This is a genomic window from Syntrophorhabdus sp., assembly GCA_012719415.1.
Lineage (GTDB): Bacteria > Desulfobacterota > Syntrophorhabdia > Syntrophorhabdales > Syntrophorhabdaceae > Delta-02.
In genome coordinates this window covers 1-24,116 of the sequence record JAAYAK010000214.1, presented here as the reverse complement: position 1 = coordinate 24,116, position 24,116 = coordinate 1, and the positions used below count along the sequence as shown (strand labels likewise).

Annotated in this window: 24 protein-coding genes; 17 read left to right on the top strand and 7 right to left on the bottom strand. The window is 58.4% G+C overall.

Annotated elements, in window-relative coordinates:
- Positions 1-102 precede the first annotated feature (102 nt).
- Positions 103-984, bottom strand: a complete 882-nt coding sequence (locus tag GXX82_12805) for a PAS domain S-box protein (GenBank protein ID NLT23918.1) — start codon at positions 982-984, stop codon at positions 103-105.
- Between the two features lie 496 nt (positions 985-1,480).
- On the opposite strand from GXX82_12805, the gene GXX82_12800 reads away from it, so the two are divergent.
- Entirely contained in the window at positions 1,481-2,113 is a 633-nt protein-coding gene (locus tag GXX82_12800) for a PAS domain S-box protein (GenBank protein NLT23917.1), read from the top strand.
- Positions 2,114-2,198: 85 nt separating this feature from the next.
- A complete protein-coding gene (locus GXX82_12795; GenBank protein NLT23916.1) occupies positions 2,199-3,707 on the top strand; it encodes a PAS domain S-box protein in 1,509 nt (502 codons plus the stop codon).
- 79 nt (positions 3,708-3,786) lie between these two features.
- Here the strand turns inward: GXX82_12795 and GXX82_12790 are convergent, their stop codons facing one another.
- Complete coding sequence (locus tag GXX82_12790) at positions 3,787-4,989, bottom strand: tartrate dehydrogenase (GenBank protein NLT23915.1); 1,203 nt, start codon at positions 4,987-4,989, stop codon at positions 3,787-3,789.
- A gap of 165 nt (positions 4,990-5,154) precedes the next feature.
- Here GXX82_12790 and GXX82_12785 point away from each other — a divergent pair, with 165 nt between their 5' ends.
- Together GXX82_12785 and GXX82_12780 are read left to right on the top strand one after the other, a co-directional pair.
- Positions 5,155-6,360, top strand: a complete 1,206-nt coding sequence (locus GXX82_12785) for a hypothetical protein (GenBank protein NLT23914.1) — start codon at positions 5,155-5,157, stop codon at positions 6,358-6,360.
- Between the two features lie 3 nt (positions 6,361-6,363).
- Complete coding sequence (locus tag GXX82_12780; GenBank protein NLT23913.1) at positions 6,364-8,136, top strand: response regulator; 1,773 nt, start codon at positions 6,364-6,366, stop codon at positions 8,134-8,136.
- Positions 8,137-8,259: 123 nt separating this feature from the next.
- Here GXX82_12780 and GXX82_12775 read toward each other — a convergent pair whose 3' ends face one another.
- Complete coding sequence (locus tag GXX82_12775; GenBank protein ID NLT23912.1) at positions 8,260-9,282, bottom strand: PAS domain S-box protein; 1,023 nt, start codon at positions 9,280-9,282, stop codon at positions 8,260-8,262.
- A 906-nt stretch (positions 9,283-10,188) separates the two neighbouring features.
- A complete protein-coding gene (locus GXX82_12770) occupies positions 10,189-10,374 on the bottom strand; it encodes a hypothetical protein (GenBank protein ID NLT23911.1) in 186 nt (61 codons plus the stop codon).
- 73 nt (positions 10,375-10,447) lie between these two features.
- Between GXX82_12770 and GXX82_12765 the strand changes: the two genes are divergently transcribed.
- The 4 genes from GXX82_12765 (at position 10,448) to GXX82_12750 (ending at position 13,948) form a co-directional block, all read left to right on the top strand.
- Positions 10,448-10,651 carry a hypothetical protein gene (locus GXX82_12765; protein NLT23910.1) on the top strand — a complete coding sequence of 68 codons (204 nt, stop codon included), beginning with the start codon at positions 10,448-10,450 and terminating at the stop codon, positions 10,649-10,651.
- Between the two features lie 417 nt (positions 10,652-11,068).
- A complete protein-coding gene (locus GXX82_12760; protein ID NLT23909.1) occupies positions 11,069-12,406 on the top strand; it encodes a DUF1939 domain-containing protein in 1,338 nt (445 codons plus the stop codon).
- Positions 12,407-12,528: 122 nt separating this feature from the next.
- Positions 12,529-12,942, top strand: coding sequence for a hypothetical protein (locus tag GXX82_12755; GenBank protein ID NLT23908.1), 414 nt, complete (start codon positions 12,529-12,531; stop codon positions 12,940-12,942).
- Between the two features lie 133 nt (positions 12,943-13,075).
- The gene (locus GXX82_12750) at positions 13,076-13,948 is read left to right on the top strand and encodes a methyltransferase domain-containing protein (GenBank protein ID NLT23907.1); all 873 of its coding nucleotides are present in this window, start codon (positions 13,076-13,078) and stop codon (positions 13,946-13,948) included.
- Positions 13,949-14,041: 93 nt separating this feature from the next.
- Here GXX82_12750 and GXX82_12745 read toward each other — a convergent pair whose 3' ends face one another.
- Positions 14,042-15,295, bottom strand: coding sequence for an anaerobic sulfatase maturase (locus GXX82_12745; protein NLT23906.1), 1,254 nt, complete (start codon positions 15,293-15,295; stop codon positions 14,042-14,044).
- Positions 15,296-15,469: 174 nt separating this feature from the next.
- Between GXX82_12745 and GXX82_12740 the strand changes: the two genes are divergently transcribed.
- The 8 genes from GXX82_12740 to moaA all read left to right on the top strand — a co-directional run bounded on the left by GXX82_12740 (position 15,470) and on the right by moaA (position 19,886).
- Positions 15,470-15,733: a hypothetical protein gene (locus GXX82_12740; protein ID NLT23905.1), complete on the top strand. Its 264-nt coding sequence runs from the start codon at positions 15,470-15,472 to the stop codon at positions 15,731-15,733.
- Positions 15,711-16,061 carry a ZIP family metal transporter gene (locus GXX82_12735; GenBank protein NLT23904.1) on the top strand — a complete coding sequence of 117 codons (351 nt, stop codon included), beginning with the start codon at positions 15,711-15,713 and terminating at the stop codon, positions 16,059-16,061. The genes GXX82_12740 and GXX82_12735 overlap by 23 nt, the downstream gene beginning before the upstream one ends.
- Positions 16,062-16,074: 13 nt before the next feature.
- A complete protein-coding gene (locus GXX82_12730; protein NLT23903.1) occupies positions 16,075-16,710 on the top strand; it encodes a class I SAM-dependent methyltransferase in 636 nt (211 codons plus the stop codon).
- 15 nt (positions 16,711-16,725) lie between these two features.
- Positions 16,726-17,031: a J domain-containing protein gene (locus tag GXX82_12725; protein ID NLT23902.1), complete on the top strand. Its 306-nt coding sequence runs from the start codon at positions 16,726-16,728 to the stop codon at positions 17,029-17,031.
- Between the two features lie 54 nt (positions 17,032-17,085).
- Positions 17,086-17,871 carry an HD domain-containing protein gene (locus GXX82_12720; protein NLT23901.1) on the top strand — a complete coding sequence of 262 codons (786 nt, stop codon included), beginning with the start codon at positions 17,086-17,088 and terminating at the stop codon, positions 17,869-17,871.
- A 432-nt stretch (positions 17,872-18,303) separates the two neighbouring features.
- Positions 18,304-18,672, top strand: a complete 369-nt coding sequence (locus tag GXX82_12715) for a 4Fe-4S dicluster domain-containing protein (GenBank protein ID NLT23900.1) — start codon at positions 18,304-18,306, stop codon at positions 18,670-18,672.
- Positions 18,673-18,674: 2 nt separating this feature from the next.
- Positions 18,675-18,848, top strand: a complete 174-nt coding sequence (locus GXX82_12710; GenBank protein NLT23899.1) for a 4Fe-4S binding protein — start codon at positions 18,675-18,677, stop codon at positions 18,846-18,848.
- Between the two features lie 57 nt (positions 18,849-18,905).
- Positions 18,906-19,886 carry a GTP 3',8-cyclase MoaA gene (moaA, locus tag GXX82_12705; GenBank protein ID NLT23898.1) on the top strand — a complete coding sequence of 327 codons (981 nt, stop codon included), beginning with the start codon at positions 18,906-18,908 and terminating at the stop codon, positions 19,884-19,886.
- Between the two features lie 49 nt (positions 19,887-19,935).
- Here the strand turns inward: moaA and GXX82_12700 are convergent, their stop codons facing one another.
- Positions 19,936-22,359 carry an arylsulfatase gene (locus GXX82_12700; protein NLT23897.1) on the bottom strand — a complete coding sequence of 808 codons (2,424 nt, stop codon included), beginning with the start codon at positions 22,357-22,359 and terminating at the stop codon, positions 19,936-19,938.
- 169 nt (positions 22,360-22,528) lie between these two features.
- Positions 22,529-22,729, bottom strand: a complete 201-nt coding sequence (locus GXX82_12695) for a cold-shock protein (GenBank protein ID NLT23896.1) — start codon at positions 22,727-22,729, stop codon at positions 22,529-22,531.
- Positions 22,730-23,673: 944 nt separating this feature from the next.
- Between GXX82_12695 and GXX82_12690 the strand changes: the two genes are divergently transcribed.
- A partial coding sequence (locus GXX82_12690; GenBank protein ID NLT23895.1) for a universal stress protein occupies positions 23,674-24,116 on the top strand: 443 nt, incomplete at its 3' end.

Genomic DNA, 24,116 nt, shown 5'->3' with positions numbered 1-24,116 from the left:
GACTGTTCCTGTTATTGTGTTAATCTCTGAAGTTGATAATATATTAGATTATGAGATTAAGAAAGTTGTCAATAGAAAAATCGACAAGGGCCAAAACTTTCTTCAACCCCCCATGGAGCGCAGGAAGGCGCACAGGTTGTGCCTGCTCCTGTTTATCTTCAGCTTCTTCCTGATGTTGTAACGGTGGACCTCGACGGCCCGGCGGGATATGTGGAGCGATTCCGCGATCTCCTTTGTCTTCCTTCCATCCCTTATCAAGCCCGCGATATGCGTCTCCGTGGGTGTGAGGCCGAAATGTCCGATGGCCCTTACGAAGGGCGCGATCACGTCGTTAAGGTTCTTTTCGATGATCTCCATGAACATCTTCTGCCTGATACTGAGGTTCGACACCTGCATCTTTTCGATGTACGGGAAGACGAGCGTTCTGAGATTGAGGACGATGTTCTTCTCCAGTTCCTGCCTGTTCTCCTCTATGTGTCTCGCGAGGGCCTTCAGGGCTATGTTCGCCTCTTCCAGGTTCCGCGTCTTGAACCGAAGTTCCTCTTCTCTCTTTCTCAATGCTTCCTCTGCCTCCTTGCGGTCCGTTATGTCGCGGCCCTCGGCGATGAGAAAGGAGACCTTTCCGTCCTCGTCCGGCACGGGTTTCAGGGAGAAATCAAAATGGTGGGGACGGCCTTCCGGCGACAGATGGGTTGCCTCGAAGCGCATGAGTCTGCCGCCTGCCGCCTCTTTTATCGCGTTTCGCAGGGTGTTCATCAGTTGCCTGGAATGGGACCACCACGGCGTCAGCCAGAACTTGTGTCCCATCACGTCCTCTTCCCGAACCCCGGCAAAGGCAAGCGCGGCCCTGTTCACCTCCAGCACGTTGCCGCCAGGCGTCAACAGGCCCATGAACTGGAACGTGTGGTCAAATATCGCGCGGAATCTCCGTACCCTTTCGAGAAGGGAGTCTTCCGACCTCCCGCTTTTGGTGATATCATGCATGGCCCTCATACGCCCCTTTCTTTCCCAATACGATCATGATGAGCCTGGAATCTTATCATAATGTTCGAACATTCTACAGTTTTGCTTAAAATGAGCCTGCCCGGTCACCGTCGACAAGGCATCCGGCGTTCCCTTCCCGGGGATGGCACTACTAATAAATCATACGTATTCCATAGCAAGTTATTTGTTATAGCATTCTTCTGGCTTTTTGCATACAATTACGAATCACAACGGCAAGGGACCAGCAAGGGCGCAATGGAAGGCTCCTGGTGTCAGAAAGACAGGGGTTCCTTTCGATCGGGGTACGAGAAGACAGGCAGTCCCATATCACCGATGAGAAGAGCGATCTCGTCGGGCCGTCCAACCCGTTTGGCCCAAAGTGATGCCGGGGTATCTGGCGAGAACGCCCCGGCACATCAGGTAAGCCCGTAAAAGAACAGATGAACTTTGCTGTAATGAAAGCAGAATATCCAATGTGTTCGAGAGGACGTTTTTCTTGAGCGAAGACCACTACCGTTCGCTCGTGGACCTGAGTCCCGATATCATCTATCGCCTGGACAGGGAAGGGCGGATACTCTTCATCTCCAACGCCGTCAGGCAGCTCGGCTACGACCCGCAGGAGCTCACGGGGAAGCCCTTCGACGAGATAGTCCACCCCGACGACCGCAGGAAGGGACCGGTCCATTTCGTGGAAAGACGTGTTGGCTCGAGGTCCATGCGGAGGCTGGAGATGCGCCTCGTCAAGAAGAACAAAGGGATAAAGGACTATTCCCTGGCACAGGTCACCGTCGAGCTCACCGCCCGCGGGAAATGGGACGTGCCCGATTACGACATATCGACTCCGCGGAAACATTTCCTTTACTCCCAGGGCGTTGCCCGGGACGTCACGGAGCGCAAGCGCATGGAGGAAGAACGGGAAAGACTTATCGTGGAGCTCAAAGAGGCCCTGCTCAAGGTCAGAACGTTGGCCGGCCTTCTGCCCATATGCAGTTCCTGCAAGAGGATCCGCGATGACGAGGGCCGCTGGCAGCCGCTGGAGGACTATATACGGGAGCATTCCGAGGCGGAGTTCACCCACACCATTTGTCCGGAATGCGCAAAGAAAACGTATCCAAACTATTTCAAATGAGACCGTCTCACTATCGATCGTGTTTCGCGTCGAGGGGATCTGCACGGCGGGGAGGAAGGGAGGAACCATCAGGCAAAGTGAGGAGTTGTATCGTAAGCTGATCGAAACAAGAGATATCGGTTTTGTGGTCCTCAACAGGAAAGGTGTCGTCGTGGACGCAAACACGAAATACGCCCGCCTTGCAGGCCGACGAGACATCGATCACGTGCTTGGAAAGAACGTCCTTGACTGGACGGCAGAGCATGACCGTGGCAAGCTTTCCCGGGAACTCGCCGGATGCCTGAAGAAAGGTTTTGCCAGAAGCGTCGAGATCGACCACACCGACGGGCAGGGCGGAACCACACCTGTCGAGATGAACGTCACATGCATCGGCAGCGGATCCGGGAAGGACCTCGTTGCGTTCTGTCGTGATGTCCCGAAAAGGGAGCGCATAGCCGGAAAGCCCCGTTATGGGACCGGCGGACCGGCGGGCCTCACAGAGGTTGCCGACCTCGAGCTGAAAAGCACCTTTTTGGCCGTCCTTGAGAACATCCCCCTCGGCATCATACTCGCCGATCGCTCCGGGACCGGCAGGTATGTGAACCCGCGGTTCACCGGCATTACCGGCTACACTCTCGATGATGTGCCTACCGAAAAGGATTGGGCTGTCCGGGCATACCCCGACGACGAACTCAGGAAGAAGGTGGTGGAGGCCTGGAAGAGGAACCGTTCCCCGGGAAGCACCTATGAGGCCGAGCGGCGCCCTATAGCCTGCAAGAACGGACGGGAAAAGGTCATATCACTGTGGGCGACCCGCCTCGAGGAGCTCACCATCATAACCCTGAGCGACGCAACGGAAAAGAGGCATCTCGAAGCGCGGCTCCGCCAATCGGAAAAGATGGAGGCCATCGGCAAACTGGCCGGGGGCATCGCACACGATTTCAACAACATCCTCGAGGTCCTTCTCGGCCACTGCGGCATTCTGAAAATGCAGGTCCCGAAGGATGGTCCGCTGCAGGAACGCGTGAGGCAGATCGCCGACACGATCGAGAAGGCGTCGAGCTTCACGAGGAACCTCCTCACCTTCAGCAGGAAACAGGACGTAGCGCTCAGGCCCGTGGCGATCAACGCGATGGTCCGGAAAAGCGTGCGCATCCTGGAGGGGCTGCTGCCGAAGAACATCGACCTCGACATGACGCTCGCAGGCAGGGATGTGACGGTCCTCATGGACGTACCGAAGATCGACCAGGTATTGCTGAACCTCGTCGCCAATGCCCGCGACGCCATGCCGCGGGGCGGCATGATCACCATACGGTCGAGAACGGTCAACCTCGACGAGGATTTCCGCAAGCTTCACGGCTACGGCACACCCGGCAGATACGTCCTCATCTCCGTGACCGACACGGGAGAAGGCATTGACGACGAAGCGATGCACAGGATATTCGAACCCTTTTACACCAGGAAAAAGGCGGGGAAAGGAACCGGTCTCGGCCTTGCCATCGTTTACGGCATAGTGAAGCAGCACAACGGATACATCAACGCCTCCAGCAAGCCGGGCAGGGGAACGACCTTCAATATCTATCTGCCGGCGGCAGAGACACCGGAGCGCCACTAACAGGTGGGCAGGTGCTCGCAGGATCCGTGACCTTGTCATCAGGTGAAAAACGTCCCAACATCGTTACGTTTGGCAGACCTCAAGCGGTCCTGAGCCTCTCCGTCACCGCGTCCCCGACGTCGGGGGTGCGCGCGGTCCCGCCGAGGTCGGGCGTCACGGTCTTTCCCTCCATCAGCACCCTTTCGACGGAGTCGAGTACCCTCTTGCCCCAGTCCCCGCGACCGAGGAAGTCGAGCATCTGGCTTGCCGACCATATGGCGGCGAGCGGGTTCGCTATCCCCCTCCCCGCTATGTCCGGGGCCGAGCCGTGGATGGGTTCGAACATGGAAGGATACGTCCTCTCGGGATTGATGTTCGCCCCCGCGGCGAGTCCCATCCCGCCCGCTATCGCGGCGCCGAGGTCGGTGAGTATGTCCCCGAAAAGGTTCGAGGTGACCACGACCTCAAAGCGCCAGGGCTCCTTCACGAAGAACATGGCCGCCGCGTCCACGAGGTACGAGCGCGTCTCGACGTCGGGATACTCCTTTCCCACCGCGGCGAACACCTCGTCCCAGAACACCATGGAATAATTGAGGGCGTTGCCCTTGCTTATGCTCGACAGCGTCTTCTTCTCTCTCCGCGCGAGTTCGAAGGCGTAGCGGATGATCCTTTCCGTTCCCTTCCGGGAGAATACCCCCGTCTGCAGGACGACCTCCCGGTCCGTGCCCCTGAAGAGCCTGTCGCCCACTCCGGCATACTCCCCCTCGCTGTTCTCGCGCACGACGATCATGTCGATATCTTCCCTCTTCACGTTCGCGAGAGGACAGGGAGCGCCCTTAAGCAGCTTCACCGGCCGGAGGTTCACGTACTGGTCGAATCCCCTCCGTATTCTCAAGAGCAGGTCCCACAGGGAGATATGGTCCGGAACGGACGGTGAACCCACGGCGCCGAGGTATATCGCGTCGAACTTCGCGAGCCGTTCCATTCCATCATCGTCCATCGCCCTGCCGTGCCTCAGGTAGTGCTCGCAGCCCCAGGGAAAATGCTCGAAGGCGAACCTCGTCCCGCCGTCGAGCTCCTCGACCGTCTTTAAGACCTTGATCCCCTCGGCCAGCACCTCGGGCCCTATCCCGTCGCCGCCTATCACCGCTATCCTGTACGTTTCGATGTCCCCCTCCTTTGTTGATCCTCGAGGATCCGTGACGGTGCCACCCTTTGCGGACACCTCTCCATTGTACCTCCGGCATGCCCATCTTTCCACTGTTTGGGCATATGACCCCGATAATCGGACCCGTCGGGGCATCCCGCCTTCCCGCGGATCCCCGGCTCGGACCCGCCGGACCCCGGGAAGATAAGTACCCGTAAGATCGCGAGAGATATGATACTTCGTGGTTCCCATGTACTTCACGTGTGAAAACATTGTATAATTGCATGCGGTAAGTTGATGAAAGCATCCTGGAGGTTCACAATGAAACTTGCCTCAGGCTGGTCGACCAATTCCGACCCGGGGATGGCAGCCGAAGAAGCTTTTGGCAGAATGTCCGCGAAGCTTGGCGACACCCCTCATTTCATCCTTCTTCACAGCTCATGCGCCTACGATAACGCTATCGTGTTGAAGCGCCTCCGCTCACTTGCCCCGGCCGCATCCCTGCAGGGAGGGACCACATGCCTCGGCGTTGTCACCGAGGAAGGTTTCCATACAGAGGATGGGTTCGGACTCGGCCTTCTTGGCATTTGCGATCCCGATGGCAGCTATGGCGCGGGCATCGCGAGACAGGGGGATGACCCCGCGAAAGCCGCCGTATCGGCCCTGTCCCGGGCCCTCGAACAGGCGGGCAGACCGGGGGAACTGCCGGTCGCCATCGTCATAACAAGTTGCCCCGGGAACGAGGAAACGATGATACGCGCCATCGAGGCCTACCTTGGAGCGGACGTTCCCATCCTGGGAGGGACTTCCGCGGATAACGACATGACCGGTCAGTGGGAACAGTTCGCGAACGAGGGCGTCGTCTCCGACGGAGTGTCCGTGGCCGTCTTCTTCCCCTCCGGACATGCGAGCTACGCCTTTCACAGCGGTTACGAGCCCACCGAGCACAGGGGGCGGGCAACCCGTGTTTCCGGCCGTGTTCTCCACGAGATAGATGGCCGGCCCGCCGCAACGGTCTACAATGAATGGACGGATGGCCTGATCGCGGACACGCTCAGCGGGGGAGGAAGCCTCGTGCCCACGACAAGCTTCACACCCCTTGGCCAGCCCGTGGGGCAGGTAGGAGGGGTCGTCTATCACAAGCTCTCTTATCCGACTGCTTCGCTCCCGGATAAGGGGCTTGAGCTCTTCGCCGAGATCCAGCAGGGCTCTGAGGTCGTGCTGATGAAGGGCACTACCGCGAGTCTCGCCAGCAGGGCCGGGAGGGTCGCGAAGGCGGCGATCCACAGCGCCCCTTTTTCCGCCAGCGAGACGGAAGGGGCGTTGATGCTCTTCTGTGCCGGGTGCATGCTTGTTGTCCGGGACCGGATGGACCAGATCGTCGCGGACTTGAAAGGCATCCTGCCGAACAGGCCGTTTCTCTGTTCATTCACCCTGGGAGAGCAGGGGTGTTTCATCGGCGGAGAGAACCGCCATGGCAACCTGATGATCGCCACCCTCTTCCTGGGGCACAGCAGAACGGGGTAACATATGAGCACATCGGAAGAACTGCGGGAGGCCCTGCTTGATCTCGAGGAAGCCCGGAAGAAGGAAGCGCTCCACCGGCAGATGGCCGAGGCGCTCCTCAACGGACTCCGTGTCCTTGTCACCGGCAAGGATCCGCACACCCTGTTCGCTCAGCTCTTCGATGCCATGAAGGAACCCCTTGATTTCGATTCGGCCTTTGTCCTCCTTCAGAACAACGACGGGGCCCTCGTTACGCTCACGGCCTCCAATCCCGTCTTCGCCCACAGGGTCTGGCGGCCGGCGGCCATGCTGCGAAGGGTCCTCGCGGGCCAGCCTGTCGCCGTTTTCGACACAAATCTCGTTGAAGAATGGAACAAACAGCCGGAAGAGGTGCTGGGAGCAGCCCGCTCGGCCCTCCACCTGTCGATCCGAACGGCAGACAACCACGCCATCATCGTCTGCACGCATCCGGACCGGGCGCATTTCTCCAAGAACCACGTGACCCTGGCACGGCGTTTCTCCGTGCTGGCGACCCAGGCGCTGCAAAAGCTCGAGTCCGACGAAAAGCTCGCGGACCTCGAGAAGCAACTGGAAACGCAGGCAAGCATGGCCGAACTGAACCGCCGCCTGGCGGAAAGTGAACAGAAGCTTTCCCGGGCGAAGAAGATGGAGGCCGTCGGCCTTCTCGCGGGGGGAGTGGCGCACGACCTGAACAACATCCTGACGGGGATCGTGAGCTATCCGGACCTCCTGCTCATGGACGATGACATGCGGCCCGAGCAAAGAGAGGCGATCGAGGCCATCAGGAACGCGGGACTCCGCGCGGCCGCCGTCGTCGACGACCTCTTGACGGTGGCAAAGGGCGCGGCCAGCCCCAGGGAACCTCTGAACCTGAACCCCCTCATCGACAACTACCTGTCATCACCGGAGCACCAGAGACTGCTTGAGGCTGACGACGGGGTCGTGATAGAGACGGACCTCGGAGGCGACCTCCTCAACATCATGGGTTCACCCATCCACATAACGAAGGCCATGATGAACCTTATCTACAATGCCGTCGAGGCCCTGCAGGGAACAGGGAGCGGGCGGATCCTCGTGAGAACGGGAAACAGGTACGTCGACAGGCCCCTCAAGGCTTACACGGAGGTGCGGGCGGGCGAGTACGCCGTCGTTTCCGTGCGTGACAACGGCACCGGTATCTCACCGGAAGATCTGGAGCGCATCTTCGAACCCTTCTATACCAGGAAGAAGATGGGCAGGAGCGGCACCGGGCTCGGCCTCACCATCGTCTGGAACGTGATGCAGGACCACGGCGGTTACGTCGACGTGATGACGGGCACGGAGGGAACGGAATTCCTCCTTTACTTTCCCGCCATCCGTGAAGCCCTGGCCGATACGCCCTCCTTCCTGCGATTTGACGATTACCGGGGAAACGGCGAGACCGTCCTCGTCGTCGACGATCTCGAAGACCAGAGGAAGACCGCCTGTGCCATACTGACAAAGCTCGGATACGTGGCCAACTCCGCGGAAAGCGGCGAAAAGGCCCTCGAGTACCTGAAGGACCGTCCCGTCGACATCGTCCTTTTGGACATGATCATGGACCCGGGCCTGAACGGAATGGAAACATACAGGAGGATAAGCGAGATCCATCCGGGACAGAAGGCCGTGATAGCAAGCGGCTATTCCATGAGCGAGGACGTCATCGCCGCCCAGCACATGGGAGCGGGGGTCTTCATCAAGAAACCATACACCATCGCCAAGCTGGGCAAAGCCCTGAAAGAAGAGCTGACGAAATGAACGGTGGAGCGGAGAGTCCCGGGAACGCCCTCAGCATGCTCATATCCCCGGCACAAAGCACATGGGCCCGGCCACACCGGCGGCCAATCGGGGTTGGAGCAATGAGGGCTTCGGTAAACGGGTTCATTTCTTCCGGGATCGGTCCGCGTAGAGTTTCCCGGCACACTCGGGGCAGATGCCGTGGGAGAACTTCGCTTCCGACCGGTCCCTTATGTACGCCTCCATCTGCTCCCAGGTGCCGTCGTCGTTCCGTATCCTCTTGCACGAGGCGCAAATGGGGAGCAGTCCGCTCAATGTCTTGACCTGGGAAAGGGCGTCCTGAAGCTCGGCGATGAGTCTTTCCCGTTCCTCTTCCGCGAGCTTGCGGTCCGATATGTCCGTCAGCAGGTTAAGTGTCGCCGGTCTGCCTTTCCAGAGGACCGTGGTGGCGGACAGGAAAACCCAGATGAACGCGCCCCCGGGGCCGACGAGCCTGAAATCGTAGGCGTCGGGCACGCTTTCGCCGGCGATCCGCTTCCTGTACTTCCCCATGACCATGTCCCTGTCCTCGGGCCAGATGAGATCGACGAAAGGTCTTCCTTCCAGGGTCCCTGCCGGTACACCCGCGAGCTCGTACGCCCTGGGGTTGGCGAAGACGAGGACCTCATCCTGCACGATGATGACCGCCTCGTTCGCCTTTTCTATGAGTATGCGGTACTTCTCCTCGCTCTCCCTGAGCGCCGCCTCGACCTGTTCCCGCTCCCGTATCTCCGCGGTCAATGAAGCGTTGGCGAAGTTCAGCCTCTCGGTCCTTTCCTCCACCAGTACCTCCAGGTTGTCCTGATAGCGGCGCAGTTCCCTTTCGGCCCTGTTCTTCTTGACCACAAGGATCGACAGGAAGGCTACGGCGGCGAGGCAAAAAAGGATGATGCCCGCGCCCGCGTGAACGGCGTCGGCGTGCCTGGCATAGAAAGACACCGGTTTGTTGACGACGACGCTCCCCGCCGGCAGCAGGTCCTCCTCGATGCCGAAGAGCTCAAGCTGCCTGAAATCGAAGGTATACTGATTGGGGCTCCTCCTGACCACCGGGATGTCTTTTTCGCCGCCGAGGATCCTCCGGGCGATCTCGCCGGCCGTCTTCCCCTGGTAGAAACCGTTGGTGAGCATTCCGCCGACAATGCCGTGACCCAGGTAGTACTCCCACATGCTGTAGACAGGGATGCCCTCCTTAGCGATCTCAGGCGTGCTCGTCTCTATTGGTATCCCCTCGCCGGCCGACGACCGGAACCTCCCCGTGAGCAGGATGACGTGCTCATCCTTTCGCAGGCCCTTCAAGCGTTCAAGGAAGGGCCCAAGCTCGGGGTCCTCCACTATCTCGAACTCGAATACGCCCTTGAAGGCGGGGATCGTGGCCTCCAGCAGGTGCCTGTTGGAGATTCCCGTCACGTTGGAGTTGACGGGAGCGATCACTCTCACCGCCGTCGGATGCAGCGCGTGGGCCGCATCCAGGGTGCCCTTGATGTCTATCTCTTCGACAACCCCCGTGTACGGGGTTTTCCCCATCAACCTCGCGTCCGAGAAATCGTTGATCCCGCAGAACACGACGGGCGTGGAGGGAAAGAGGTCTTCTCCGAGGTCCAGTATCAGGTCGAGGGCCGGGTCGTCGGAAACGATGACCACGTCGTACCGATGACCCCTGAACTTGATACGGAAAGACTCCCGCAGGCTGCGGAGGTATTCCGGGGTGGAGATCCTGCGCGCGTCCATGTACTCGATCCTCAGGTCATCGTCCTTGCCGAGGACCGACCTCACCCCGGAAACGATGTCGTCGGACCACTTGAACCCGTCGTGATAGGAATTGATGAGCAGGATCCTGGCGCCCTGCCGGGCACCCAGGGTGTGAGGAACGCACAACGCCAACAAGACGACCAGCGCGCACGCACACCAGATTGAACACTTTATACCGCGCCGGTCCATCATCTCATCATCTCGTTTCCGCGCCACCCCGCCGCAACGGCCATCACAACAAATTCTACCGTATCTCCCGCAATTCGACAAGGGCTGCGGCTTCGCCTATCTCAGCAATCCGCACCGGGGCTTCACGCGTTCGCCCGTGAGATCGATATAGATGGGCTTGGTCATCGTGTATTCGTCGAGGACCATCTTCGAGAGGTCTTTGCCCCAACCCGATAGCTTGCACCCTCCTGAGGGCGTGTCGCAGAAGATGATCAGGCACTCGCTGATCCAGCCCGGGGCCACTTTGGTTCTTGACAGAGGCGGTGTTTGTTTACTATATAATATGATTGCAACAATCTTAAAGAGGAGTGGGACAATGGAAGACGAGATCGCAAAAGTCAATCTGAAGGAATTCGAGAAGAAACCGGATGGTTCCTGGGTCTGTGTCGCAAACTCAGACATAACCATGAAGACCGGAAAGATAATAAGGGTACCACCCGGAACCGTCTTCAAGAAAGGCACCATGTTCGTGGGAATTAACATGGTGGAAGAGCTCGACAAGTTCAGCAGCGCGAACTAAACGAACCATTTGCCGCTTTGAATCCCGCTGTGCCGTAGACTCAGAGGGCCTTGAAACAACAGCGTCTCCTCAAGACGCTTTTCAAGGCCCTGTTAACCGTAGCGCAGTAGACAGGGAGACGATGTTTTGCGCCCATCGCTCTCCGGTTCCTCTTTTTTTTTCTTTAGCTGGACGGATTCCCGTTCTCAGAAATGACGACACGATGGCTGTTAGAATTACTACACAACAATTGTTTATTGGGCGACAGACAGAACGAACTGATTCTTGTAGCATATTCCTGATATACATCTAATCAGGCTTCGAGTGGCTGTTAGAGGCTTTGCTGCACCGAGAACACGTCTATCTCGGATCCGCTTTGTGGGACATCTCCGGCGAAAACCGGCCAGATGGACAAGAACCTGCATATGGAGGGGGATTATGGGCGTCATAATGCAAGGATTCTACTGGGACTGCCCCAGGGTGGATCAACAGGAGTTCACCTGGTGGAATCACATTGCCGGGAAACTCCCCAGCCTTAAGGCGGCGGGCTTTACGGCACTCTGGCTCCCGCCCGCGAGCAAGGCCGCCAACATTGGCGGCATGTCGATGGGGTATGACGTCTATGATTATTACGATCTGGGGAAATACGACCAGAAAGGATCGGTGAAGACCTGGTTCGGCTCGGAGGATGAACTGCGGGCTATGATCGAAACGGCGCACCAGCAGGGGATGAAGGTCTACGCGGACCTGGTCCTCAACCACAACAACGGGGCCGACGGGAAGGAATTCAATCCCATCGCCCGGCAGGAGCGGTGGACCCTGTTCAAGCCGGCGAGCAAGCTCTTCACCCGGGACTGGACCTGTTTCAACCCCAGCCCTTTTCCGGAATACACCAGCGGCGCCTTCGGCGACATGCCCGATCTGTGCCATATCAATCCCCGCGTCTCGGCGGGCATCCTGAACCACGCCAGGTGGCTCGTTGAGGAGATCGGCTTCGACGGCTTCAGATATGACTTCGTCAAAGGGTTCGGCTCCTGGATCGTGCGGGGGATCCACGACCGAAAATACAAACGGGGTGGTCAACCCGTTAGCATCTTCGGCGTCGGAGAGTGCTGGGACGGCGACAATTGCATCGATAACTGGCTCGACTCGGTAAACGCCTGGGCTGAACACCGGGTCGGCGCCTTCGACTTCCCTCTCCGGTACCGGCTGAAGGACATGTGCGACACATACGGCTTCAGCCTTCGAAACCTTGCCAATGGCGGCGTGCTTTCCAAGGACCGGCCCTTCGAGGCGGTGACCTTCGTGGACAACCACGACTTCCGCGGGGACGGCTCCGACGAGATCATCAACGACAAGATGATGGCCTACGCGTACATCCTGACACATGAAGGGTATCCCTGCGTTTTCTGGAAAGACTGGTCCACTTACGGCTTGGCCGAGCCCGGACAATCAAGCGGGATCGAACGGCTGACCAAGGTCCACGAGAGCCGCGCCGGAGGGGGCACCAATGTCCTCTATGTCGATGACGTCTTCTACGTTATGGAGCGAACCGGGTTCGGGGATCAGCCGGGGCTGGTGTTCACCCTGAACAACATGGGCGAGACGGTTTCGCAAAGGGTAAGAACGGTCTTCCCGAACAAGATGCTGAAACCGCTGGCCTGGCGGGGAAGATATTCATCGACGAGCCCGGCGACGGTCACCACCGACGGGAACGGATGGTGCCAGGTCGAGGCGCCGCCCAGGGGCTATGTGGTCTACGGGCCGGAATCGTAGATTCGGTGAAAAAATGCGTGGAGCACCCTTGAATGACGGGCGGGGTGATCTCAGCCACCGAGACAAGTGTCGCGAATACAGGCAACTCCAGGGATTCATAACGCAATAAGGAGGAATGGACTATGGAAATAGATCTGCGGCCAGACCTGAACGGTTTGCGGGTGCGGCTCCCCGGCACCTTCCCGATCTATCTGATCGACCAGGGCAAGAGGCGCCACATACCGAGTGAAGATGTCTACAATTTCCTGTTCTCCACCTGGGACGGGATCGTTGACGATATAGACATTGTCAAGATCCAGCTGGGGGAACCTATTCCATCAACAGCCGACCTGGTCCGATTTCTTGGCAGTCCGGCAATCTTCCTGAAGGACGGCGTTCAACCGAACCACGTCCTTCGGCACATCACAAGCCCGGAAGTCATGGAACGCTACAAGTTCAACTGGGCCAACGTGTGGGATTACGAGTTTACCCTGGAAGCCTTCCAGCAAGGCCAATCGCCGTATTTCGGACTCGGCCCCGAGATCACAAACCCTTAAGGGTCAGGTCGGCGATATTCGAAGGAATCGAGTTGCCTTTCAATGAGGATGTGCCCCATATTCCATTTGCATGCCCGGAAGGATTCTGGGAAAATAGACCCAAACCATACCGCCCCAGGAGGGAGAAACCGCGGTGTTTGCGGAGCTTGAGGAGATCAATTCCCGTCCGGAGCCGTTTGAATTCTATACGGCGCGCGATCTGTGGACGGACGGGCACACATCGCGACAGATGCTGTCACTCCACCTTGACCCCGGCGTCAATGCGGCTTCGCGCAATCAAACTTTCATAGAACGTTCCGTCGAGTGGATCGCCGATCATTTCGCGCTGACCGCCGGCATGAAGGTAGCCGACTTCGGGTGCGGCCCGGGATTGTACACGACGCGGCTGGCAAGAAAAGGTCTCCGCGTGACCGGTATAGACTTCTCCCCGAGGTCCATAGCCTACGCGAAAGAGGCGGCGGTGGGAGGTTTGTCGGTCGACTATATCAACGAGGATTACCTGGACTTCGAGACGGACGAACGCTTCGACCTCGTCATGATGATAATGTGCGACTATTGCGCGCTGAGTCCCGTCCAGAGAAGGAGGATGCTCGCAAAGTTCGGCAAGATCCTCGAACCGGGCGGCCACGTTCTCCTCGATGCCTATTCCTTGAAAGCCTTCGAAAGTCGCAAGGAGACCGCCACGTACGAACCAGATCTCCCGGGCGGCTTCTGGTCGGCGGAAAAATATTGCGAATTCCTCAACGTTTTCAAGTACGAGACGGAGAAGGTGGTGCTCGACAAGTACACGATCGTTGAGCCTCACCGCACAAGGACCATTTACAACTGGCTCCAGTACTTCAGTCCCGAAACCCTGAAAAGAGAATTCGCGGAATGCGGCTTCGAGACCGAATCCCTCTTCTCCGATGTCGCCGGCACACCGTTCGACAGCGAGAGCAGTGAATTCGCAATTGTAGCCAGGAGGTCCCCTGGAACGCGAGTCGACCGGGTATCCCGGTCAGCTTGATCGCCTGGCCGACAAACCGCTGAGCTTCCTGTACTCCAGGGTCTCCGGTCCGGGTTGTGTTCTCCATGATATCAGCTGGATCATTTTGAAATATCAGCTCTTGTGACCGCGCCGTATTACCAGGGGTCCCTTCATGGCGTCCATGATCCGCGCGACGGGGATGCCGTTCTCCAGCAGCTGGGCCATGGCGCTGCAGTACTTTCTGATGTGGAGAAAGAACTTCCTGTACCCTTCGCAGAGGTAGTGAAGCCCGGGTTCATCGTAAGGGGTCGTCATGAAGCGGTGCTTGGGACATCCCCCCCGGCATGCCCGAAGCACGTCACACTCCCTGCACCAGCGAGGCAGCGCGGTCTCCTTGGCGATCCCGAACCCCGACCGCAGCGACCTTTCCGCCAGGTCGGTCAGCCTGTCGGTCCCGATGTTGCCCAGCCTGTATTCGGGATAGACACTATGATCGCAGGCGTAAACGTCCCCGTTGTGTTCCACGACGAGTGACCGGCCGCACCGCTCAGCGTGAACACAGACCGGTGAAGGGTTGCCGATCCAGGCGTTCAGCGCCCACTCGAAGTTCATGACGAACACCCTGCCCACGTCGTTGCGGACCCATTCCTCGTAAACGGCTATGAGGAAATCGCCGTACTCTTCGGGAACGACCGACCATGGAGCGACCCTGGCCTCCTCCCCCTTCCTGTCGAGGGCGGCGGGGCCGGCAAGCTTGAGGCCTCTGTCCTCCCCGGCCCTGTCCGCCAGGCGCTCCACCACCGGTGTGAACTGGATGAACTCGATGCCCTCGGACTTGAAGAAATGATACACGTCGAGGGGCCGGCGGGCCGTATCCCTCCCGACACAGGCAAGAACGTTGTATTCGATCCCGTGTTTCTGCAGGAGCCTGAGGCCCCGCATGACGGCGTCGAAGGTGCCCTCTCCCTTGCGGTCGCGGCGATAGCGGTCGTGGACCTCCCTCGGTCCGTCGAGACTGATACCGACCATGAAATTCTCTTTTTTCAGGAAGGAGCACCATTCATCGGTGAGGAGCGTCCCGTTCGTCTGCAGGGAATTGGTGATAGTCTTTGCGCCCCCAAGAGACCTCTGGAGCTCGACGACGCGCCGGAAAAAATCGAGTCCCAGAAGGGTTGGCTCGCCGCCCTGCCAGACAAACTCGACGACGGGGGTCGGCTGAGACGCGACATGGTTGGCGATGAAGGCGCGAAGGACGCCATCGGTCATGCGGTATTTCTCGTCCTCAGGATAGAGTCCGTGCTTCTCGAGGTAAAAGCAATACTCGCATCGGAGATTGCACGATGGACCGATGGGTTTAGCGATAACATGAATGCCTTCCGCTGCCATTTCCCTCCCCTTTTACCAAATTCTATTTACATTAAGGGGCGAAACGTTGTCAACTGCTATCCCTGAGAACCAACGCGTCGAAGGGAGCGCGTGGAGGATAGAATCCTGTTGATATGCCTCGGGTTATCGGATTACCATTTAGGCGTGTCTCAACAGGAGCCGGAGGATGAAGAGATGAGGCGTCAAAGCATAATGGTGGTCATACCGCCTGGAATGTCAGATGACGATGGGGGTTATGGCGAGGTGGTCGAGTATGTCGCCGCCTGCGCGGGTTTCGACTGCATACGGGACAACCCGGACGGTGAGGACAGCGTATCCTGCGATGCCTATTTCAGGGACGATAAGGGCAACATATGGCATGGGCAATTGTGCAACCCTCCCTATCCCGACGGAAGCCAGAAGTACATAGTCGGTCTTGAAAAGAAAGCCGGGCAGTAAACCAACGGGGGTTTTTCCTCAGAAACTGGGTGATTTTGGCGTCCTTGTCCACGGTGGCTGGCCCAAACGCCGCGCCCTGCTGTGGAATCTGTTCTCGGCCCTGACCTTTCCCCTGGGAGGGCTGATCGCATGGATCGCGTCACAGAGTTTTGGCGTGTCGGGGCTGGTACTCTTCGGCGCGGGCAGTTTCATCTACATCGCCGCCTCGGACCTCATACCGGAAATAAAGGCTCAGGAAAGGCTCTCGCGAGCCATACTGCATTTCATGTTCTTCGCCATCGGCCTCGGTCTGATGTTCGCCCTCGCGTATTGCTTTCAACGGAGTTGATCTCTTGGAGCGCATCGTTGACGATGATCCTTACTCCAGCAGTGCCGAACGGTACGACGAGCGGTTCGACGCGAACCGGTTCGTCTATGATGCCGAGTTGAGGGCGGTCCGGTCGCTTTTCGCACCCACGGTTCATCCCGCGATAGAGGTGGGCGTGGGAACGGGCAGATTCGCGGCGCCTCTCGGGATCGGAGTAGGGATCGACCCTTCGGAAGGCATGCTGCGGATGGCGCGGGCAAGAGGAATCGCGGTCGCGCGGGGCGTCGCGGAGAACCTTCCCGTGAGGGACCTGGCGGCGGGATGCATCCTGATGGTGACAGCCATCTGTTTCGTGTCCGATGCGGTCAGGGCATTTGAGGAATCCTTCAGGGTCCTCAAAAGGGGCGGTGCCATCGTCATCGGGATGCTGGACCGCGCGAGCCCGGTGGGACGGACATACGGGGAGCGGAAACAGACGAGCCCGTTCTACCGGCACGCGAGGTTCTATTCCGTTGCCGAGGTCCTCGATATGCTCCGCCAAACGGGCTTCCGGGACTTCGACCTTCGACAGACCATCTTTGAGCAGGCATCGCGCATCGGTCAGGACGAGACGGTGAGGACCGGCCACGGGGAGGGACTCTTCGCCGTCATCCGGGCCCGCAAGGATTGACGGGGAGGAGCATCGATCATGAAGTACAAGGACATTCTTGAGGCGAAGGAACTCCTGGGATTGCCCGAACGGGCCTCGATGGACGAGATCAAATCGAGCTACAGACGACTCATCAGTCTCTGGCACCCGGACAGGTGCCGGGAGGACAAGGACAGGTGCGAAGAGATGACGCGGAAGATCATCACCGCCTACGGCATCATTGTCAGCTACTGCGAGGAGTACAAGTATTCCTTTGCCGAGGAAGAGGTCAAGAGATACCTGTCCGCCGAGGAATGGTGGTTCGAGAAATTCGGCAGCGACCCCCTGTGGGGGAAACCCTGAGAACCAGGGAAAGGTCAGTCAGAGCGACGGATGGATAACAGGGGAAACCGGAAAATGCGGATATCGGTCAGCGGTGAGAGGGTTGAGGAACTGAAGGGGTGGTTCTGGGATTACGTTCACACATTCCAGTACAGCGAGCCCGAAAGGCAGCAGAACATCGACATGAAGAAATGGCACACCCTGCGTGTGTGCGCGGAGATATCATCCCTCGGGACACAGCTGGGATTGAACGAGGATGAGCTGCGTCTGGCCGAGATCATCGCCATGCTCCATGACGTCGGCCGCTTCGAGCAGTACGCACGCTATCACACCTTCGTGGATGGAAGATCGGAGAACCATGCCGAATTAAGTGTGGCCATAATCACGGCGACCGGGATACTGGAGCTTTTTGACGATGCGGTACGCGACCTCATCGTCAGGTCTGTTCGGTACCACAACAGGGCTTCGCTTCCCTCCGACGAATCCGAAACGTGTCTTTTCTACTCAAGACTGGTGCGCGACGCCGACAAGCTGGACATATGGAAGGTGGTTACGGACTATTACTCCCGGAAGGATAAAGACCGCAACACGGCCATCGAGCTTGATCTGCCCGACACGCCTGGATTCTCGGAAGAGGTCTATCATGACCTCATGAACAGGAGGATAGTGAGCATAGGCCACATAAAGAACCTCAACGATTTTAAACTGCTTCAGATAGGATGGGTCTTTGACATCAATTTCAGACCCACGCTGGACCGCGTCAGGGAATGTCGGTACCTTGAGATGATCCGCGAAGCCCTGCCGCCGTCGGATCGCATCGACGGGATCTTCGGCGTTATCGACAGATCCTGCTTCACATGACGCACGGGTTCATCCCGTCTCCGGACCCTTTTAACATTGCATACTGCAATTTCACCCGCGTTATAAGAGTGCATATTGCGTCTATCAGGTCAACCTGTCCTCTCCGTCTGTTTTCTAACATGTAGTGATTACAGTGTTATGCTGATAACCCTGCCAAGGGTATGGGACTTGCAAGGTACCTGTTGTCGGTCAGCAGGCGGCCCGTGATCTCACGATGGGCAGAGAGATATAACATCTCCGGAGATGCGTGGCCGGCAAGGACACATGCCATGAAAGAAGGTTTTGAACATGAGAAAAGGCGGTAGAAGAGGCGGGCGTGGAGCCGGATCGCGCGGGGGCGGCGGCAACCGCCGCGGTATCGGCGCCCGCGGGACCTCGGCTACCGCAAAGACCGGGTTCCTGTCTTCTGTCTTTGCCCTGTTTGGCAGAATGATGCCGTCAGGACACACGGGGCCGCGACAGGATGGCGGCGGGGTCTACGGGATCGACGATGCGCGGTCAACCCGTTTTCCGGCAGCGGGCCCGAGAGTTTCGCCCTTCCCCGGCAGGTCCGCAAGTCCGCAAAGAACCAGCCCCCGCCGCCAGGCGTCGGTGGATGTCGAAAGGTGCACGGGTTGCGGGGCATGCGCGCGGGTCTGTCCGGCCGGCGCCATCACCGTGGGGTCAGCGGCCGCGATCGACACCATGAGATGCACCGGTTGCGGACGGTGCGTTGCTGAATGCCCCCAGGACGCCATAAGCCTGGCGGAGATACCGCGCGCGGCAGACACAACACCACTATCAACGAAAAAGGAGAAATAGCAATGGCAGTTATCATCGACAGCACGAAATGTACCGGATGCGGTTCCTGCGCTGAGGCGTGCCCTCTTGAGGCGATGACGGTGAACGACGGGCTGGCCGCGGCTGATCCCGAGACCTGCGTCGAATGCGGTATTTGCATGGAGGCGTGCACGAACGGCGCGGTCTCGCTTCCGTAATCTTCGATGATCCGAGAAAACCCGCCGTAAGGCTGGCGGGGCTTTCCACGATCGCCCATGGTTGACAATCACAACAGGACCATCAACTATCTCCGTCTCTCGGTGACGGACCGGTGTAATCTCCGCTGCATCTATTGTATGCCGGAGGAGGGCATCCGATTCGTTCCGCATAACGATATTCTCACGTATGAAGAGATGCTTCGCGTGGTGAGACTATGTGTCAGGAAAGGTATCAGGAAAGTGAGGCTGACCGGGGGAGAGCCCCTTGTACGACAGGGGATCGTCGGTTTCATCGAAAAACTCAACAAGATCGAAGGGCTTGAGAAGATAGCCGTAACGACAAACGGGGTTCTTTTGAAGGAATTTGCCTCCAGCCTGAGGCAATGCGGGATACGTCATATAAACGTGAGCATGGACACCTTGAGGAGAGACCGTTTTGCGCACATCACCCGGCGGGACGTCTTCGATAAGGTATGGGCAGGCATAGAAGAAGCGGAGTCGCTCGGATTCGATCCCATCAAGATCAACGTGGTCGCCTTGCGCGGCGTCAACGATGACGAGGTTCTCGATTTTGCACGATTGACCCTTGAGAAACCCTACCGCATCCGGTTCATAGAAATGATGCCCATCGGGGAGAACAACAGCTGGAGCAAGGAAAGATTCATCTCAGCGGAAGAGATCCTCGCTCGCATCCTTCCACTCGGCAAGACGGTTCGCGTGGGATCGGGGCCCCTCGACGGACCCGCCGACTATTACAGGCTTGAAGGGTCCCGCGGGATGATAGGTTTTATCGGCGCCTTGAGCAACCATTTCTGCGCAAGGTGCAACAGGCTCAGGTTGACGGCCTCCGGTCAACTGAGGGGGTGTCTTTTTTCCGACGACGAAACCGACATAAGGACCCCCCTGAGAAGGGGTGAAGGAGATGACGTCCTCCTCCGGTTGATCGAAGAGACCATTCTCAACAAACCGGCAAGCCACGGAGTGCGGGAATGGATGCCCCGCAATTGTGTACGCCCCATGAACCGCATCGGTGGATGACCCCGGGAAAAAGCGGCTATCAGGAAAAGTGAGCTCTGGGGTCCATCGCTCAATCAGCCATTGCTTTCTTGCCGGCCAGGTCTGCCCGCAGTTTGTCTTCCTCCGCTTTGTCGGCTTTTTCCATCTCTTTCACGTCGACGGTGACCTTGTCGATCTTGCCCGTGAACCTGTGGGGTGCCGGGACTCCATAGTCCTCCACGACCGGCGTCTCCCCGTCAAGACCGACATCGGCCCCTTCGTCAGGTGAAAAGATGAAGGCATGCGTACCCTCGATGCGCCCCTCGGCGACCTTCTCACCGTTGACGGTGAGCGTGGCCGAACCGCCTTTGCCGAAGCCATTGCCGTCATAGACGAACTCGTAACGGATGGTCGCCTTCCCGGAAGGCAGGCTCTTCGGAGAGGCGACAGTGTAACGCTTGAGACCGAGCCAGTTGTAAGTGAATGCCGGTTTTCCGTCCCTGACGTAGAGACTCCATCCCCCGAACCGTCCGCCCTGGGCGAGGACAACTCCCCGGACACCATCGCGGGGCACCTGCACCTCTGCGGTAATCGAGTGAGACCGGTTCTTCACGTTGATGAAAACATTCTCCGACATACCCCGCATTCCTTCGTAGACGGTGAGCGACGTCCGATCGCCCATCAGGTCCGGACGACCGGCAACGGCAGCGTTCATGCGTTCCTGAATACGGTCGTCGATGGGCAGAACCCGGTACTTCACCGCCTCGGTCATGAAGAGGTCCTGCATCTCTTTGAGTTTGTCGGGATGCTTTGCCGCCAGGTCGTACGCGAGGCTGAAATCGGTCCGTGTATTATACAATTCCCACCTGTCCTTTTCCAGGGAAGCCCGGGGAGCGGCCTCCCACACCGCCTTGTGCACGGTGCCGGCAAGCCAGCCGTCATGGTAGATGCCGCGGTTGCCGGCTATCTCGAAATACTGGACCAGGTGGCGGTCTTTTGCCCGGGCGTCGTTAAAGGTGTAAAGGAAGCTCACACCCTCGATGGGGGTCTGCTCGATGCCATCCACCCGTTTCGGCTCGGGCAGGCCCGCGGCCTCCAGGATGGTCGGGGCGATATCGATCACATGGTGCCACTGCGAGCGGAGCTCGCCCCTGGCCTTGATCCTCCCGGGCCAGCGGACGACCATCCCGTTACGGGTGCCCCCGTAATTGGAGGCCACCGCCTTCGTCCAGGTGAACGGGGTGTCTCCCGCAACCGCCCAGCCCGCGGCATAGTGCCCGTATGTCATCGGCCCACCCAGATCGTCGATGCGCTTCAGAATATCGGCAATGTTTTCATCCACTTTGTTGAAGAAGGCCATCTCATTGAAAAGGCCGCTCATGCCCCCGTCGGCGCTGGCACCATTGTCACCCGGTATGTAGAAGACCAGCGTGTTGTCCAATTGCCCCATGCTGTCGATCGCATCGATGAGCCGGCCGACCTCGAAATCGGCGTACTCACCGAAGGCGGCATATATCTCCATCTGGCGGGCAAAAAGCCTTTTCTCGTCAGGGCTCAGCTTGTCCCAGTCCTTGATGGCGTTGGGCTTGGGCGCCAACTTCGTGTCCGGAGGCACCACCCCCAGTTTCTTCTGCCGCGCCAGCGTCTCTTCCCGCAATTTGTCCCAGCCCTGGTCGAACTTCCCTTTGTATTTCGCGATCCACTCTTTCGGCACATGGTGGGGCGCGTGGGTCGCACCGGGAGCGAAGTACACAAAGAACGGTTTGTCGGGGGTAAGTGATTTCTCCGCTTGCACCCACTTGATGGCCTGATCGGTCATGTCCGTCATAAGATGATAATTCGGGTCGCTCGGCGTTTCCACCCTGGTCATACCATCATAGAGCGCGGGCGCCCACTGGTTCGCCTCGCCGCCAATGAAACCGTAGAATTTGTCGAAGCCGCTGCGCGTCGGCCACCTGTCCGTCGGCCCCGAAGGGCTCACCTCCCACGCGGCGGTCTCGTGGCTCTTGCCGAATGCCGCCGTGGCGTAGCCGTTGTAGCGCAGCATCGTCGCCAGGGGAGCAACGCTGACGGGGCGCTGGCCGGTGGCCCCCGGGAAGGCGGTTGCCATCTCCATCACCAGCGACGCGTTGCAGGTATGGTGGTTCCGCCCGGTGAGAAGCGCCGCCCGCGTGGGCGAACTGACACCGGTGGTATGAAAGTTGTTGTAGCGCAGACCCTGATCCGCCAGACGCTGCAGGGTGGGCATATGGATCGGCCCGCCAAAGGTGCCCGGCTGGCTGAACCCCATGTCATCGAGGAGTATGACAAGCACATTGGGAGCACCCTTCGGCGCCTTCACCTCAAACCTCGGCGGAGGTGTCGCCTTCCGCACATCCAGCACGGTGCTGTGCGGGTAATCAGGCTCCGATACTGGCAAGGCGGTTCGATCAACCGTCGTCTGCGCCCCGGCCGCTGCAGCAATGATACTTCCAACGGCAATACCCAAACTCGTAAAGCTGACCCTTCGTCCCATCATCACTCCTCTGCGCTGAAGGTATTTTTTCCAGACTTTGTTTACATTATCGGAGAACCATTGTCAAACACTATCCCCCCTGCTGTGACCCCGGAGCCCCCCTTGAATGAACGAAAAAGAAGGCCCCCTGGGTGGGGGCCTTTAAGTGCAGGATGAAGTTCTTTAGGTTCTAGAGCTTGCGGACGTTCTCTGCTGCCGGGCCTTTTTGGCCCTGAACGACATCGAAGCTGACCCGGTCGCCCTCGGACAGTGATTTGTAACCTTCTCCCTGGATCGCGGAATGGTGGACGAACACGTCCTTGCCACCGTCCTGCTCAATAAAACCGAATCCCTTTGAATCATTGAACCACTTTACTCTTCCTTCTGGCATCTTTTCTCCTTAAGAGATACTCTCTTGTGCGAAAATACGACGGATTGGACCATCAAAATCTTTTTGGCTGTTTCTCCTGTCTCTTCGCTTCTTTCTGCTGCTGTTTCCGGACGTTTTGCTTCTGACCCTTTTCCTTGTCCTTCTTACCCTTGTCTCCCATACTTACCCCCTTCATCCTTCACAAACACTTTCGGTGCTGCCCGTTCTTTTCTCCTCCCTTCTTTGATTCTAGCAGAACAAAAGGCAACTCGCCACAGACACTTTCATCTATTTCCCGGACACAGTGGGCCGACCGGGGTTGCATCGGGGAGGGGACCGAGAGCCAGGCAGTGGATCTGGAACTCCAATCCGGCTTGACACATCATATGGTGTTAATGTAAACAATCTCATGAAGGCAAATGGATCAGCAGGTAGTGCTGCCGTTGTTCTCGCCCTGTTATTGATAGCCGCCCTGACTTCAGGGCCTCTGTGTTCAAGCCTTTTCACTGTACCGCACGATTTCGGCAATGATGTTTCTGGCCACACCAACCTTCTTCTGTCTCAGAAATGGGGATCCTGCAAGACAGCCGTCAGGCCTGTCCGACCGCCGTCGACCTCAGTGTTTCATACGGGAATATATCTGGAGAACGGGTCAATCCCTGTCGCATCCGGAGGAAAACGTCCCGTAGCAGCTCTCCTCACCAGTCCTACCGGCTCCACCTGCGCATATCTGCACAACCTTAGTCTTCGCTGTTAAGCCAAAGCACGCCGGAGATCCACCCGGTCAGTTGCGTGATGTCCTTGTGGGATCACACATGCCGGACGCGGAGGCTCACTCTATCAGCAACTGCAGCCTCGGGCTGGCACAAGATATCACGGTGGTAGTTGACGGCAGAGTAAAGTGTAACGGACGAAGATCTCTTTTAGTGGGGCGCTGTGCATCTCGGACACGGGAGGGTTAGAACATGACACGTATCCGATCTATTCTGGCTGCAACCGACTTTTCCCCCAATTCCCGCCATGCCGCGGAACGTACGGCAATGCTCGGTGCAACGTTGGGCGTGCCGAGAGGGTTGCTGTTGCACGTGTTGGAGGAATCATGGCTGGAGAGTTTGAAGCGGTTCGTCGGGTCGCCGGCCGAGGTTGAACGCGGGATCATCGATGATGCTTCGAATTCCCTCGTGGAACTGGCCGAAGAGATCCGACAGGCATCGGGTTTTTCCTTCAAGACACAGGTCCGCAAGGGCAGTACGCTGGACGGGATCGCCGAGGCTGCTTCAGATCACGACCTGCTCGTGGTGGGTGCTCACGGTCGGCACCCGGTACGGACCCTGGCCCTTGGCACTACCGCCCAGCGCCTTCTGGGCAAAACGCGTACACCTGTCCTTGTTGTTAAGGGCAAGCCTGA

Coding starts and splice junctions, on each gene's coding strand:
- GXX82_12805 (NLT23918.1), bottom strand. CDS start 984: ATGCATGATATCACCAAAAGCGGGAGGTCGGAAGACTCCCTTCTCGAA.
- GXX82_12790 (NLT23915.1), bottom strand. CDS start 4,989: ATGCCCCGACGGGTCCGATTATCGGGGTCATATGCCCAAACAGTGGAA.
- GXX82_12785 (NLT23914.1), top strand. CDS start 5,155: ATGAAACTTGCCTCAGGCTGGTCGACCAATTCCGACCCGGGGATGGCA.
- GXX82_12780 (NLT23913.1), top strand. CDS start 6,364: ATGAGCACATCGGAAGAACTGCGGGAGGCCCTGCTTGATCTCGAGGAA.
- GXX82_12775 (NLT23912.1), bottom strand. CDS start 9,282: ATGCTCACCAACGGTTTCTACCAGGGGAAGACGGCCGGCGAGATCGCC.
- GXX82_12765 (NLT23910.1), top strand. CDS start 10,448: ATGGAAGACGAGATCGCAAAAGTCAATCTGAAGGAATTCGAGAAGAAA.
- GXX82_12760 (NLT23909.1), top strand. CDS start 11,069: ATGGGCGTCATAATGCAAGGATTCTACTGGGACTGCCCCAGGGTGGAT.
- GXX82_12755 (NLT23908.1), top strand. CDS start 12,529: ATGGAAATAGATCTGCGGCCAGACCTGAACGGTTTGCGGGTGCGGCTC.
- GXX82_12745 (NLT23906.1), bottom strand. CDS start 15,295: ATGGCAGCGGAAGGCATTCATGTTATCGCTAAACCCATCGGTCCATCG.
- GXX82_12740 (NLT23905.1), top strand. CDS start 15,470: ATGAGGCGTCAAAGCATAATGGTGGTCATACCGCCTGGAATGTCAGAT.
- GXX82_12720 (NLT23901.1), top strand. CDS start 17,086: ATGCGGATATCGGTCAGCGGTGAGAGGGTTGAGGAACTGAAGGGGTGG.
- GXX82_12715 (NLT23900.1), top strand. CDS start 18,304: ATGCCGTCAGGACACACGGGGCCGCGACAGGATGGCGGCGGGGTCTAC.
- GXX82_12710 (NLT23899.1), top strand. CDS start 18,675: ATGGCAGTTATCATCGACAGCACGAAATGTACCGGATGCGGTTCCTGC.
- moaA (NLT23898.1), top strand. CDS start 18,906: ATGGTTGACAATCACAACAGGACCATCAACTATCTCCGTCTCTCGGTG.
- GXX82_12700 (NLT23897.1), bottom strand. CDS start 22,359: ATGGGACGAAGGGTCAGCTTTACGAGTTTGGGTATTGCCGTTGGAAGT.
- GXX82_12695 (NLT23896.1), bottom strand. CDS start 22,729: ATGCCAGAAGGAAGAGTAAAGTGGTTCAATGATTCAAAGGGATTCGGT.